Source organism: Carbonicoccus niuqiaonis (genome assembly GCF_050157065.1).
In the GTDB taxonomy this organism is placed as follows: Bacteria; Actinomycetota; Actinomycetes; order Propionibacteriales; family Propionibacteriaceae; genus Avipropionibacterium.
On the sequence record NZ_CP189573.1, the window covers coordinates 1,557,765 to 1,571,220 of the forward strand.

10 protein-coding genes are annotated in these 13,456 nt (G+C 71.0%); 8 read left to right on the forward strand and 2 right to left on the reverse strand.

Annotated features, from left to right (window positions below):
- The first annotated feature begins 16 nt into the window (after positions 1 to 16).
- From ACQBAU_RS07145 to ACQBAU_RS07170, 6 genes are all read left to right on the forward strand, one after another.
- Complete coding sequence (locus ACQBAU_RS07145) at positions 17 to 259, forward strand: YlxR family protein (protein ID WP_465259474.1); 243 nt, start codon at positions 17 to 19, stop codon at positions 257 to 259.
- A gap of 187 nt (positions 260 to 446) precedes the next feature.
- Complete coding sequence (gene infB, locus ACQBAU_RS07150) at positions 447 to 3,464, forward strand: translation initiation factor IF-2 (protein ID WP_434551668.1); 3,018 nt, start codon at positions 447 to 449, stop codon at positions 3,462 to 3,464.
- A 273-nt stretch (positions 3,465 to 3,737) separates the two neighbouring features.
- Entirely contained in the window at positions 3,738 to 4,898 is a 1,161-nt protein-coding gene (locus ACQBAU_RS07155) for an AAA family ATPase (RefSeq protein WP_434551675.1), read from the forward strand.
- 123 nt (positions 4,899 to 5,021) lie between these two features.
- Complete coding sequence (gene rbfA / locus ACQBAU_RS07160) at positions 5,022 to 5,456, forward strand: 30S ribosome-binding factor RbfA (RefSeq protein WP_434551667.1); 435 nt, start codon at positions 5,022 to 5,024, stop codon at positions 5,454 to 5,456.
- 8 nt (positions 5,457 to 5,464) lie between these two features.
- Positions 5,465 to 6,409 carry a tRNA pseudouridine(55) synthase TruB gene (truB, locus tag ACQBAU_RS07165; protein ID WP_434551666.1) on the forward strand — a complete coding sequence of 315 codons (945 nt, stop codon included), beginning with the start codon at positions 5,465 to 5,467 and terminating at the stop codon, positions 6,407 to 6,409.
- Positions 6,409 to 7,323, forward strand: coding sequence for a bifunctional riboflavin kinase/FAD synthetase (locus tag ACQBAU_RS07170; protein ID WP_434551665.1), 915 nt, complete (start codon positions 6,409 to 6,411; stop codon positions 7,321 to 7,323). The genes truB and ACQBAU_RS07170 overlap by 1 nt, the downstream gene beginning before the upstream one ends.
- An 80-nt stretch (positions 7,324 to 7,403) precedes the next feature.
- On the opposite strand, the gene ACQBAU_RS07175 is transcribed toward ACQBAU_RS07170, so the two are convergent.
- Both ACQBAU_RS07175 and ACQBAU_RS07180 read right to left on the reverse strand, forming a co-directional pair.
- Positions 7,404 to 9,248: a heparinase II/III domain-containing protein gene (locus tag ACQBAU_RS07175; protein WP_465255774.1), complete on the reverse strand. Its 1,845-nt coding sequence runs from the start codon at positions 9,246 to 9,248 to the stop codon at positions 7,404 to 7,406.
- Positions 9,245 to 10,147, reverse strand: coding sequence for a 1-phosphofructokinase family hexose kinase (locus tag ACQBAU_RS07180; protein WP_434551663.1), 903 nt, complete (start codon positions 10,145 to 10,147; stop codon positions 9,245 to 9,247). Before ACQBAU_RS07180 ends, ACQBAU_RS07175 begins: the two co-directional genes overlap by 4 nt.
- 231 nt (positions 10,148 to 10,378) lie before the next feature.
- On the opposite strand from ACQBAU_RS07180, the gene rpsO reads away from it, so the two are divergent.
- Together rpsO and ACQBAU_RS07190 are read left to right on the forward strand one after the other, a co-directional pair.
- The gene (gene rpsO / locus ACQBAU_RS07185; RefSeq protein WP_434551662.1) at positions 10,379 to 10,654 is read left to right on the forward strand and encodes a 30S ribosomal protein S15; all 276 of its coding nucleotides are present in this window, start codon (positions 10,379 to 10,381) and stop codon (positions 10,652 to 10,654) included.
- Between the two features lie 527 nt (positions 10,655 to 11,181).
- On the forward strand, positions 11,182 to 13,428 hold the full coding sequence (locus tag ACQBAU_RS07190; RefSeq protein ID WP_465255775.1) for a polyribonucleotide nucleotidyltransferase: 2,247 nt from the start codon (positions 11,182 to 11,184) through the stop codon (positions 13,426 to 13,428).
- Positions 13,429 to 13,456: the final 28 nt, after the last annotated feature.

The window sequence follows — 13,456 nt, forward strand, 5'->3', positions numbered from 1 at the left end:
ATCCGAACTCATCCGCATGGTGTACGACCCGGTGGCCTGCGCGGTCGTGGTGGATGTGCGCAAGGTGCTGCCCGGTCGTGGCGCCCACCTGCACCCGAGTGAACGGTGCCTGACCGAGGCGTTGCGCCGACGGGCGATCGGCCGGGCACTGCGGCGGACCGGCTCCGACGGCAACCCGGTGGTCGATCCCGAGCAGGTGTGGCGGGTCTGGCGTACGGCCGTACCCGCCGGTAGCGATTCGGCTGCCGACCGGGCGTGACGGCCGGATTGGGCAGCGCCTCCCGCGTGGGCGTAAGATGGCTCAGCATGCCTGACCCAATCCCGGGTCAGGTCTCGACCAGGAAGTGGGCGATGAGCTCATGACGACTCGATGAGAAACGCTCGATGAGCACTCACATCAACTAACTGGTTCGCGCCGACGCACGGCACGGACCTGAAGGAGAGCAGTGGCAAAGGTCCGTGTCTACGAGCTGGCTAAAGAGCTCGGAGTCGAAAGCAAGGTAGTACTCAGCACGTTGAACGACATGGGGGAGTTCGTCCGATCGGCCTCCTCCACCGTTGAGGCGCCCGTGGTCCGCAGGTTGCGTGACCGGATGTCCGACGGTGACGGCAAGTCCGACGGTGGGAAGGCCGAGGGTGGCAAGTCGGGCACCCGTACCCCCGTTTCCGGCGCCCGTCCCGGGCCAGCGGCCAAGAAGGCTGCCCCCGGTGCCCGTCCCGGTCCGCGTCCCGGCCCGGCCGCCAAGGCTGCACCTGCGGCCAAGTCGGCAGCCCCGTCGGAGGCCCCGGCCGCCAAGGCCACGCCGAAGCCCGCCGAGTCCAAGCCGGCGGAAGCACCGGCAGGGGAGTCGAAGGCAGGGGAGTCGAAGGCTGGGGAGTCGCAGGCGGCCGACGCCGGCAACCAGGCCCCGGACGGTACGCGCAGTGGCGCCGGTGCCGCGGGCGACCGCCCCACACCGCGTCCGGGTCCGGCACCCAGGCCCGGTCCGGCGGCCAGGGACTCCCGCCCGCAGCCGCGGCCCGGCTCCAGCGGTGGCCTGCCCGGTGGCGCACCGCGGCCCGCGCCGCGTCCGGCGCCCGGTCGGCCCGGCCCGGGTGGTCAGGGCGGCCAGGGTGGTCGTCCCGGTGGCGCCCCCCGTCCGGGGGCCCCGCGGCCCGGTGGTGCACCCCGTCCGGGCAACAACCCGTTCGCGTCCAGTCAGGGCATGGGGACCCAGCGTCCCCGGCCGCCCCGCGCCGAAGGTGGGCCGGCCGTACCGCGTCCGCCGTCGGGTCGCGGTGGGCCCGGTGCCCCGGCTGGTCCGGGTGGCCCGGGCGGCCCCGGTGGGCCGCGTCCGGGTGGGCCGCGTCCCAACCCGGGGATGATGCCCAAGCAGAGCTCCGGCCAGCTCGGTGCGCCCGCTCGCGGCGGTCGCCCCGGCGGTGGGCCGGGTGGTCGTGGTCGCGGTGGCGGCCCGGGCCGTGGCGGTCCCGGTGGTGGGCCCGGCGGCTTCGGCGGTCCGCCGCCGGGACGTGGCGGTGGTCGCGGTGGTCGTGGCGGGACCCAGGGTGCCTTCGGGCGTCCGGGTGGCCCCTCGCGTCGTGGTCGCAAGTCCAAGAAGCAGCGGCGTCAAGAGTTCGACGAGATGGAGGCACCGTCGATCGGCGGTGTGCGCGTCCGGCAGGGTGACGGCCAGAAGGTCCGGCTCCGTCGAGGTGCCTCGCTGACCGACCTCGCCGAGAAGATCGGTGTCGATCCGGCCGCGCTGGTGCAGGTGCTGTTCCACCTCGGTGAGATGGTGACCGCGACCCAGTCCGTCCCGGACGAGTCGCTGCAACTGCTCGGTGCCGAGCTGAACTACGACATCGAGGTGGTCTCGCCCGAGGACGAGGACCGCGAGCTGTTGGAGAGCTTCTCGATCGAGTTCGGTGAGAACGAGGGCGACGAGGACGACCTGGCCGCACGGCCGCCGGTCGTCACCGTGATGGGTCACGTCGACCACGGCAAGACCCGCCTGCTCGACTCGTTGCGCAAGAGCAACGTGGCCGGTGGCGAGGCCGGCGGCATCACCCAGGCGATCGGTGCCTACCAGGTCGCGACCGAGGTCGACGACAACGAGCGGGCGATCACCTTCATCGACACCCCGGGTCACGAGGCGTTCACCGCCATGCGTGCCCGTGGTGCGAAGTCGACCGACATCGCCGTGCTGGTGGTGGCCGCCGACGACGGTGTGATGCCGCAGACGATCGAGGCGTTGAACCATGCCACGGCGGCCGACGTGCCGGTCGTGGTCGCGGTCAACAAGATCGACAAGGAGGGTGCCGACCCGTCGAAGGTGCGCGGGCAGCTGACCGAGTACGGGCTGGTGGCCGAGGAGTACGGCGGCGACACCATGTTCGTCGACGTGTCGGCTGCCACCGGGGAGGGACTGGACACCCTGCTCGAGGCGATCGTGCTGACCGCCGACGCGGCGCTCGACCTGCGTGCCAACCCGGAGATGGACGCCCAGGGCGTCGCCATCGAGGCGCACCTGGACAAGGGTCGTGGTCCGGTGGCCACGGTGCTGGTCCAGCGCGGCACCTTGAAGGTCGGCGACTCGATCGTGTGTGGCCCGGCCCACGGCCGCGTCCGTGCCCTGCTCGACGACCACGGCGAGTCGGTGGACGAAGCGCCACCGTCGATGCCGGTCCAGGTGCTCGGCCTGGCCGGGGTCCCGGGCGCCGGTGACTCGTTCATCGTGGTGTCCGACGACCGTACGGCCCGGCAGATCGCCGACCAGCGGGAGGCCCGCAAGCGGGCAGCCATGCAGGCGATGGGGGCCCGTCGCAAGACGCTGGACCAGCTGTTCGAGCAGATGGAGAAGGGCGAGGCCTCCGAACTGCTGCTGATCCTGAAGGGCGACGGGTCCGGTTCGGTCGAGGCCCTCGAGGACGCGCTGAGCAAGATCGACGTCGGCGAGGAGGTGTCGCTGCGTGTGATCGACCGCGGTGTCGGTGCCATCACCGAGACCAACGTGTCGCTGGCCGCCGCCTCCGGTGCGGTGATCATCGGCTTCAACGTCCGCGCTCAGGGCAAGGCGACCCAGCTGGCCGATGCCGAGAACGTCGACATCCGGTACTACTCGATCATCTACCAGGCGATCGAGGAGATCGAGGCGGCGCTCAAGGGCATGCTCAAGCCGATCTACGAGGAGGTCCAGCTCGGCACCGCCGAGGTCCGGGCCACCTTCCGGTCGTCCAAGGTCGGCGTCATCGCCGGCTGTCTGGTCACCAGCGGTGTGATGCGCCGCAACGCCAAGGCACGGTTGCTCCGGGACGGCGTGGTCATCGCCGACACTGAGGTCTCGTCGCTGCGGCGGGAGAAGGATGACGCCACCGAGGTCCGTGAGGGGTACGAGTGCGGCCTGACGCTGCAGAACTACTCCGACGTGAAGGAGGGCGACGTCATCGAGACGTACGAGATGCGGGAGAAGGCGCGCGACTGAACGCCTGACCCTGTGAGGAACGGGTCCGTCCCCGAGTGGGGGCGGGCCCGTTCGTCGTTTCCGAGCCACCGTCGACTGGGCAGTAGGAGGGACAGGCGTGAGGACGGGCGCCAGGGCGACACAGGTGGAGCTCACGTCCACGTGTGTCGCTGAGACGCCCACTTTTACGGCGCAGGCCCCTCCCGGGCGCGTCTCGACGGGCGCGACGGGCGTTCCCGGTAGGGAGCTCGGTTCCTGTCCGGCGTCGCGGGCAGACTGGGGGTCGTGATCACCATGCTCGCCGTCGAGAACTACCGATCGTTGCGGCACCTCGTGCTGGAGCTGACCAACCTCACCGTGGTGACCGGCGCCAACGGGACCGGGAAGTCGAGCCTCTACCGGGCGCTTCGGTTGCTCGCCGACAGCGCACGCAACGGAGCGGTCGCCGCGCTGGCCCGGGAGGGTGGCATGACGTCGGTGCTGTGGGCCGGGCCCGAGGTCATCAGCAAGGCGATGCGTGACGGTGAGCAGCCGATCCAGGGCACCCGCCGCTCCGGTCCGGTGACGCTCCGGTTGGGGTTCGCCGCTGACGAGATTTCCTACGCCGTCGACTTCGGCCACCCGCAGCCCGGCGGACCACCGGCCTCGATGTTCCAGCTCGACCCGGAGATCAAGCGAGAGTGCACCTGGATGGGGCCTCGGCTGCGGCCCGCCACCTTGCAGGCCGACCGCGCGGGCGGCCGGGTCCGGGTGCGGACCGACGACGGCTGGCGTGAGCTGCCCGAGCTGCGGCCGTACGACAGCATGTTGAGCGAGATCGCCGACCCCGAGACCGCACCGGAGCTGTTGGTGCTGCGCGAACAGGTCCGACGGTGGCGGTTCTACGACCAGGTCCGGACCGATGCCGACGCGCCCGCCCGGCAGCCGCGGATCGGGACCCGGACGCCGGTGCTCAGCGGCGACGGTGCCGATCTGGCCGCGGCCTGGCAGACGATCGTCGAGGTCGGTGACGGTGGTGCGCTGGACCGGGCGGTGTCGGCGGCGTTCCCGGGAAGTCGGGTCGAGATCGTGGTCGCCGCGGGCCGCTTCGAGCTGGTGCTCTGGCAGCCCGGGATGTTGCGACCGCTGCGGGCGGCCGAGCTGTCCGACGGGACGCTGCGCTATCTGGTGTGGGCGGCCGCACTGCTCAGTCCTCGCCCACCGGAGCTGCTGGTGCTGAACGAGCCGGAGACCAGCCTCCACCCCGAACTCCTCGGCCCGCTGGCCGATCTGCTGCTCCGCGCGGCCGGGCACAGCCAACTCGTGGTCGTCAGCCACAACCAGACGCTGGTGGAGCGGCTCGCCGCCGGTGACGGGGTGGGGGTGGTCGAGCTCGTCAAGGACACCGGTGAGACCTCGGTCGCCGGCCGGGAGGGGCTGCTCGACCAACCCACCTGGAGCTGGCCCAAGCGCTGAGACCGACCCCCGGGCTCGCGGACCGGCACCGGGCCGGCGGCCTCCGTACGGGCCGGGCCGCGGCGAACTAGACTGGGGCGTCCGTCCTCGGTGCCACCGAGCCGTCGCAAGGAGTTGTTGATCATGGCCAACCCACGGGTGCTTCGGCTCGCCGACCAGATCAAGGAGATCGTCGCCCAGATGCTGGAGCGTCGGATCAAGGATCCGCGGCTCGGCTTCGTCACGATCACCGACGTCCGCCTCACCGGCGACACCCGCGAGGCGACGGTCTTCTACACCGTGATGGGCGACGACACCGACCGGGCGGCCACGCAGGCCGCGCTGCAGTCGGCGACCGGAGTGATCCGCGCCCAGGTCGGCAAGCAGCTCGGACTGCGGCACACTCCCGGACTGGTGTTCATCCTCGACGCCGTCCCGGAGTCCGCCCGCCACATCGAGGACCTGCTCGCCAAGGCCCGCAGCGGTGACGCCGAGGTGGCCGACCGGGCCGCCCGGGCGCAGTACGCGGGCGAGGCCGACCCGTACAAGAAGAAGCCCGACGCCGACGACGACGAGTGACCACGTCGATGACTGGTGCCCGATCCGACGGGATCGTGGTCGTCGACAAGCCGGCCGGGCTGACCTCCCACCAGGTCGTCGGCCGGGCCCGTCGGATCCTCGGCACCCGCAAGGTCGGTCATGCCGGCACGCTCGACCCGATGGCCACCGGGGTGCTGGTCCTCGGGGTCAACCGGGCGACTCGGTTGCTCGGCCACCTCACCCTCACCGACAAGACCTATCGGGCGACCATCCGGCTCGGTGCGACCACCGTCACCGACGACGCCGAGGGGGACCTGCTGACCACGCCCGGCGCAGCCCACGTCACCGCCGGACAGGTCGCCGAGCAGTTGCCCCGGTTCACCGGCGAGATCGACCAGGTGCCGAGTGCGGTCTCGGCGATCAAGGTCGACGGGCAGCGCTCGTACGCCCGGGTGCGGGCCGGTGAGGAGGTGACCCTCGCCTCGCGGCGGGTGACCGTGCACCGCTTCGACCTGCTCGACAGCCGAACCGCAGGGGAGTTCCTCGACCTCGACGTCGAGGTCGAGTGCAGCTCAGGCACCTACATCCGTGCCCTGGCAAGGGATCTGGGTGCCAACCTGGGCTGCGGCGGTCACCTGACCGCACTGCGCCGGACCCGGGTCGGACCGTACGACATCAGCTCGGCCCAATCGCTGGCCGACGACACCACCAGTCTCACCGTGATCGCCATCGACCAGGTGGCCCGCGACACCTTCGACGTCGTCGAGGTGGACGCCGACCGCGCCGCCGACGTCGGGCACGGTCGCCGGATCACGCTGCCCGGGCAGGTCGTCGTCCGAGCCGGCTCGAGCACCACCACCCGCGACGCCTCGACCGGGGCCGACCAGCTTGTCGCCGTGTGTCACCGCGGGGTGTTCCTCGCGCTGTACCATCCCGACGGGCGACCAGCTGCGGTGTTCCGTACCGCGCAGGCGTCCGGGGAGGGCAGCTGATGGGTGACACCGGCACGATCGTCGTGATCGGCAACTTCGACGGCGTGCATCGCGGCCACCGGGCGGTGCTGGCCGAGGCGAACCGGCTGGCCGACCAGGCGGCCCCGGGCACGGGACGGGTCGTCGCCGTCACCTTCACCCCGCACCCGATGGAGATCGTACGGCCCGCGGTCGCCCCGCGCCGGCTGACCAACGACACCGAGCGACGGGTGCTGCTGCGGGCGGCGGGGGCCGACGAGGTGGTCGAGGTCGAGTTCACCCATGAGGTCTCGCGGTGGACCCCGGCCGAGTTCGTCACCCGGGTGATCGACCCGATCGACCCCGAGCTCGTCGTGGTGGGGGAGAACTTCCGGTTCGGCCATCGCGCGGCCGGCGACCCGGCCCAACTGGCCGAACTCGGTCGTGGCCGGTTCACCGTCGACACGTTGGCGTTGCAGGCCGACGCCTGCTCGTCCACCAAGATCAGGAAGGCCGTTGCCGACGGCGACGTCGAGCATGCCGCCGACCTGCTCGGGCGGCCGTACCGGTTCTCCGGGACGGTGGTCGAGGGGCACCGCCGCGGTCGGGAGCTCGGCTTCCCGACCGCCAATCTGCCCGTCGGGCCACGCCAACTCGCACCGGCCGACGGCATCTACGCCGGGTGGCTGACCCGGTTCGACGAGCCGGACACCCCACGGCTGCCGGCGGCGATCTCGGTGGGCACCAACCCGACCTTCGACGACGTACCGGCCACCGTCGTCGAGGCCCACGTGCTGGACCGCGACGATCTCGAGCTGTACGGCGTCGAGGTCGCGGTCGACCTGGTGTCGCGACTGCGCGGCAACGTCAAGTTCGAGGGCATCGAGGCCCTGATGGCGCAGATCGCCCACGACGTCGAGGACGTCCGACGACGGCTCGAGCTCGAGTCGGCCTGACCGGGCCCGACCCAGCCTGACCGGCCCGACCCAGCCTGACCCCGCCAGACCGGGGCCCGACCCGGCCTGATCAGCCTGCGTCAGTCGGCCGCGCGGGTGAAGCGCAGCTGCCACGATCCTTGTGGTCGAAGGCGTTCCGGCGTCAACCTGATCCGCCACAGCCCGTCGGGCCAGGTCTCGCTGATCCGCGAGCGCGACGGCACCTCGCGGACCTCGACGGTGGCGCTGAGCCCCGGGTGCTCCATGATCAACCCGCCCAGTCGGGTACGGCCCGGACCCGGCAGGGGCGCCGCCGCCGCGACCACCGGCAGCTCGAGGCTCGTCACCTCGGGGACGCCGTAGGTGTCGGTCATCGTGACACTCCGACCGTCACGGTCCATGATCAACTCGCGGCGCCACGACCGGACGCCGGCAGCGGCCGGCCAGGCGGCCGCCAGCTCGGTGGCGAAGCCGTACGACTCGTCCGAGGACTCGGTCACCGTGGTGTCGGTCGCGCGGAACTCCTTGCCCGCGTGCTGTTCCACGCCGTTGATCACCGGCAGGTTGTGCCAGCCGGAGCGCATCGGCCACAGCTCGTACCGCTGCGGTCCGAAGGTCTTCGAGGTGTAGTTGTCGACGCCCGGGTCGACCACCACCGGTCGGCCGTCCAGCGCGATGCTGAAACTGCCGACGTCGTTGTGGTTGTGCTCCTCGTCGTTGTGGCCGCCCTTGACCACCAGGTGCAGGCCGTCGGCCCGGCCCGGGCGCTCCCGTACCGACAACACTTCGGTCCGGGGGAACCAGACGCGTCCGACGTTCGGTGCCGGCGTCCCGACTGGTCGCGCGTGGTAGTCGCGGTCGGTCACCTGCAACAGCAGGTCCCACAGGGTGATCGCGCCACCGGTTGCGCGCAGCCCCAGGTCGCGCAGGTGGCAGGCCAACTGCTGCAGCTCGGCATCCCGGGCGGCGACGCCGTACCGGTGGAGCAGGTGGGGATCTTGGATGTAACGACCGGATCCGTCGGCGTGCTGCACCATCCGGTCGCCGGCGACGTGCATCGCCACCGGGTACCGGGCGGCGGCGACCAGTACCGGGAGCCGGGTCGCGTCCAACCCGGTCACGTCGCGGATGATCATGGCCACGTCCATCGCCTTCGACGCGGCCTGTGCCCAGTAGCTCTGGCCCTCGGTGCACCCGCCGTCATCGGGCATGATCACCAGGTACGCATCCAGCGACGCGGCCACGCGGCGGACCAGGGCCACCCGGTCGGCCGGCTCGGTGAGCACGGTCAGACCGGAGATCAACACGTTCAGGTTGACCCACGGGTTCCAGTTGTTGAGCTTGGCGGTGGTGAGCCCGAGCCAGCGGAAGTCGTCGTGGGCCAGGTAGGGCTCGACCACCCGACGGCGGATCTCCGCATCCACCCGCTCGGCCAGGACGGGGGAGACCTCGTCCAACGCCGGGCCGAGCACCGACACCAGCAGCGCCAGTTGGGCGCCGGACTGTGCGGCGAACAGGTCGAGCACGGGGGTGGCCGGGTCGGGCAGCCGCCGACGGTCGTGTGCCGGAACGCACCACGTCGTCTCCTCGCACAGCGACCACAGCCGGTCGACCAGCTCGTCGTCCACGCTGCCGGTGATCGCGGCGGCGGGCACCAGTGCGGTGAGTTGGTGGCGCCGTTCGAAGTACGGGTGCTCGAACCGGGTCCGGTTGCCGGTGGCGAGGTAGTCACCGAAGAGCCGGGCCGGTAGTGCCGGCCACGGTGCCGCGGCCGCGGCGGCCGCGTCCGTCATGATCGTTTCGACCACCGCAGGGGGCAAGGACTGCCAGGCGGCACGGTCGGTGATGGCCGGGAACGGCTGCCAGGGTTGGACGTCCAGCGTCTCGGCACTGTTGATCAACTCGGTCAGCGGGCCGCGTCCGAACCCCAGCTCGTTGGTGGTCATCGCAGTTCCACCAGCTCGCTGAGTCGGGCCACCTCGTCCGGGTCGAACCGGCCCGGCCCCGGCAACAGCGCGTTCGCCGTACCGCACGCCATGCCCGTACGAAGGCTCTCGGCCAGGTCGTGGCCCGCATCGAGGCCGGTCAACAGCCCACCCATGAACGAGTCACCACTGCCGACGGGATAGGTGCCGTGCACCCCGGGCAGTATCGCCGAGGTCACGGTCCCGTCGTGCGCGAGCGCCCCGGCCGCCCCGTCGGTCAGCACCACCTGCGCGCCGCCGGCCGCAGCGCGCAGCCCGGCGGCGAGCTCGGCCAGCTCGGTGTCGGCCGGTACCGCCAGGAAGGCCGCCGCCTCGGCACGGTTGACCTTGATCAGGTCGGGTCCTGCGGTGACCGCCGCCCGGAGTCCGTCGCCGTGGGTGTCGACCGCCACCGCGACGCCGCGGTCGTGGCCCAGCTCGAGCAGGTCGACAACCGATTCGGGTGGTAACCCGGTCGGCATCGAGCCGCTCAGTGCCAGCCAGCCCGGATGTCCGACCAGCATCTGGTCGATCCGGGCCAGGAAGGCCTGCCAGGTCTCGGCCGACACGGCCGCGGCGCGTTCGTACACCTCGGTCAGGGAGCCGTCGGCGGCCGACGCGATCGACACACAGGTCCGGGTGGGCGCATCGGCCGGCACCGCCGCGACCGTGACCCCGGCGGCGGCGAGTTCCTCGGCCAACCAACTGCCGGTCGAACCGCCGAAGAGCCCGGTCAGCTGTACGGCCGCCCCCTGGGTCCGGGCGGCCCGGGCGAGGTTGAGCGACTTCCCGCCGGCACACCGCACCACCTCGGTCGGGCGGTGGATCTCACCCAGGGTCAGGGTGTCGACCAGGTAGACGATGTCGATGGACGGACTCACGCCGGCAACGGTGATCACCCACGCGAGACTATCCAGCCGGTCAGGCGGGCTGGTCGGGCGGAGGCCCGACCCCGGGGTGCCGGAGCCGCGATTGGTGGTCGGCGCGTGGAAAGCGGTAAGGTGTCCCGGTTGCCGTCACGACGGCCGCGGACCACCAAGAGCTCCCGACTGCCCGATGCAGGCCCGATCCCGGGTGGGGGCGCCGCGCAACGGACCCCAAGGAGTCTGGACATGGCAGAGACCACGCAGGAACTCACCAAGCAGCAGATCATCGAGAAGTACGCCACCGTCCCCGGTGACACCGGCTCCCCGGAGGTCCAGGTGGCGCTGCTGACCGCGCGCATCGCGCACCTGACCGAGCACCTGAAGCAGCACAAGGGCGACCACCACAGCCGTCGTGGCCTGATGTTGCTCGTCGGTCAGCGTCGTCGACTGCTCAACTACCTGACCAAGGCCGACATCGAGCGCTACCGCTCGCTGATCGAGCGCCTCGGGCTGCGTCGCTGAGCGACCACCCGGGCCGACACCGACAGGCCTGACACCGCCCCGGCGGCCGCATCACGCGGCGGCGCGGGGCGGTTGTCGTTCGCGGTACGGCGCACGTTCCTCGCCGTGACACAGGTTCCTCGCCGTGACACAGGTTCCTCGCCGTGACACAGGTTGCCGACGTCTGCAGCGTGTGCGTCGGCGAGCAACCTGTGCGTCGGCGAGCACGTGGTGTCGCGAGGAGCCGGGGCGTGGCGGATTCGTCTATGTCTGCACATCCCGATACAGTGACCGAGACAATCTGCCCTGTGCAGAACCACCCGGCGATCGGCGCCCGGAGGCCTTCGGCCCAGCCCGGTCCTCGGTAGTGGCGTTCGGGACCAACCGGCCGCGCACCTGAGTGCGGCCACCTGTGACCCGCGGGCCTCGATCGAAGACCGGCACACCTGCCGTCCCCATCCTCCACCGCGACGATCGCCGTCGATGGCGTACCCACGGGCCCTCGCGGCCCGACCGGGGTACGCCGTCACGACGACGAAGGAGTTCCCATGGAGGGATCCGACATCAAGTTCAGCGAAGCCGTCATCGACAACGGCTCGTACGGCAAGCACACCATCCGGTTCGAGACCGGGCTGCTCGCCCAGCAGGCCGGCGGCTCGGCGGCGGTCTACATCGACGAGGACACGATGCTGCTGGCCGCCACCACCGCCTCCAGCTCACCCCGCGACGGCATGGACTTCTTCCCGCTGACCGTCGAGGTCGAGGAGCGGATGTACGCCGCGGGTCGCATCCCCGGCGCGTTCTTCCGCCGCGAAGGCCGTCCGTCCGAGGGGGCCATCCTGGCCTGCCGGCTGATCGACCGCCCACTGCGTCCGTGCTTCACCAAGGGCCTGCGCAACGAGGTCAACGTCGTGGTCACGGTGATGGCGCTCAACCCGCAGGTCTCGTACGACGTCGTGGCCATCAACGCCGCGTCGCTGTCGACCCAGCTGTCGGGGCTGCCGTTCTCCGGCCCGATCGGCGGCGTCCGCGTCGCCCTGCTCGGTGACCAGTGGGTCGGCTTCCCGACCGTCGAGCAGCTCGAGGACGCCTCGTTCGACATGGTCGTCGCCGGCAGCGTGCTGCCCGACGGTGACGTCGCCATCGCGATGGTCGAGGCCGAGTCCACCGAGCAGACCTGGGACCTGGTCCGCTCCGGCCGGACCGCGCCCACCGAAGAGGTCGTGGCCCAGGGCCTCGACGCCGCCAAGCCGTTCATCGCCGCGCTGTGCGAGGCCCAGGCCGAGCTGGCCGCCAAGGCCGCCAAGCCGACCCGCGAGTTCCCCGTCTTCCTCGAGTACCAGGACGACGTGCTCGCCGCGGTCGACGCCGCCGGGTCCGCCGAGCTGGTGAAGGTCCTCCAGATCGCCGGCAAGGCCGAGCGGGAAGAGGCGCAGAACACCCTCCGCGACAAGCTGACCGAGGAGCTCGCCCCGCAGTTCGTGGGACGCGAGAAGGAGATCGGCGGCGCGTTCTCCGCGCTGAGCAAGAAGATCGTCCGGCAGCGCGTGCTGCGCGACAAGGTGCGCATCGACGGTCGTGGGCTGGCCGACATCCGGCCGCTGTCGGCCGAGGTCGAGGTCATCCCGCGGGTGCACGGCTCGGCGCTGTTCCAGCGCGGCGAGACCCAGATCCTGGGGGTCACCACGCTGAACATGCTCGACATGGAGCAGAAGCTCGACACCCTCGCGCCCGAGACCTCGAAGCGCTACATGCACCACTACAACTTCCCGCCGTACTCCACCGGTGAGACCGGTCGGTACGGATCGCCGAAGCGCCGCGAGATCGGCCACGGTGCACTCGCCGAGCGGGCGCTGGTGCCGGTGCTGCCGTCGCGCGAGGAGTTCCCGTACGCCATCCGTCAGGTGTCGGAGGCGCTCGGGTCGAACGGCTCCACCTCGATGGGGTCGGTGTGCGCCTCGACGATGGCGCTGCTGAACGCCGGTGTGCCGCTGCGCGCGCCGGTCGCCGGCATCGCGATGGGCCTGATCTCCGGTGAGGTCGACGGTGAGCAGACCTACGTCGCGCTGACCGACATCCTCGGCCAGGAGGACGCGTACGGCGACATGGACTTCAAGGTCGCCGGTACCCGCGAGTTCATCACTGCGCTGCAGCTCGACACCAAGCTGGACGGGATTCCCTCGAAGGTGCTGGTGGCCGCGCTGAACCAGGCCAAGGATGCCCGCAACACCCTGCTCGACGTGATGGGTGAGGCGATCGACGCGCCGGACGAGATGAGCCCGTACGCCCCGCGCATCATCACCGTCAAGATCCCGGTCGACAAGATCGGCGAGGTGATCGGTCCCAAGGGCAAGGTGATCAACCAGATCCAGGACGACACCGGCGCCAACCTGTCCATCGAGGACGACGGCACCATCTACATCGGTGCCGACAACGGTGAGGCCGCCGAGGCCGCCCGCCAGGCCGTCAACGCGATCGCCAACCCGACGATGCCCGAGGTCGGCGAGCGCTACCTCGGCACCGTGGTGAAGACCGTCGACTTCGGCGCCTTCATCTCGCTGATGCCCGGCAAGGACGGCCTGCTGCACATCAGCAAGCTGCGCGAGCTGAACGGTGGCCAGCGGGTCAACAATGTCGAGGACGTCGTCTCGGTCGGCCAGAAGGTCCAGGTCGAGATCGCCGAGATCGGTGACCGCGGGAAGCTCTCGCTGATCGCCGTCGTCGACGACAAGGCCGAGGACGGTGCTGCGTCGTCGGACGAGGGTGACGACGCCGAGCCCGCAGCCAACATCTGATCCGAGAAGGATCCCGAGTCGAACCGCT

Coding starts and splice junctions, on each gene's coding strand:
- rbfA (WP_434551667.1), top strand. CDS start 5,022: ATGGCCAACCCACGGGTGCTTCGGCTCGCCGACCAGATCAAGGAGATC.
- ACQBAU_RS07170 (WP_434551665.1), top strand. CDS start 6,409: ATGGGTGACACCGGCACGATCGTCGTGATCGGCAACTTCGACGGCGTG.
- rpsO (WP_434551662.1), top strand. CDS start 10,379: ATGGCAGAGACCACGCAGGAACTCACCAAGCAGCAGATCATCGAGAAG.
- ACQBAU_RS07190 (WP_465255775.1), top strand. CDS start 11,182: ATGGAGGGATCCGACATCAAGTTCAGCGAAGCCGTCATCGACAACGGC.
- ACQBAU_RS07155 (WP_434551675.1), top strand. CDS start 3,738: ATGCTCGCCGTCGAGAACTACCGATCGTTGCGGCACCTCGTGCTGGAG.
- ACQBAU_RS07175 (WP_465255774.1), bottom strand. CDS start 9,248: ATGACCACCAACGAGCTGGGGTTCGGACGCGGCCCGCTGACCGAGTTG.
- truB (WP_434551666.1), top strand. CDS start 5,465: ATGACTGGTGCCCGATCCGACGGGATCGTGGTCGTCGACAAGCCGGCC.
- ACQBAU_RS07145 (WP_465259474.1), top strand. CDS start 17: ATGGTGTACGACCCGGTGGCCTGCGCGGTCGTGGTGGATGTGCGCAAG.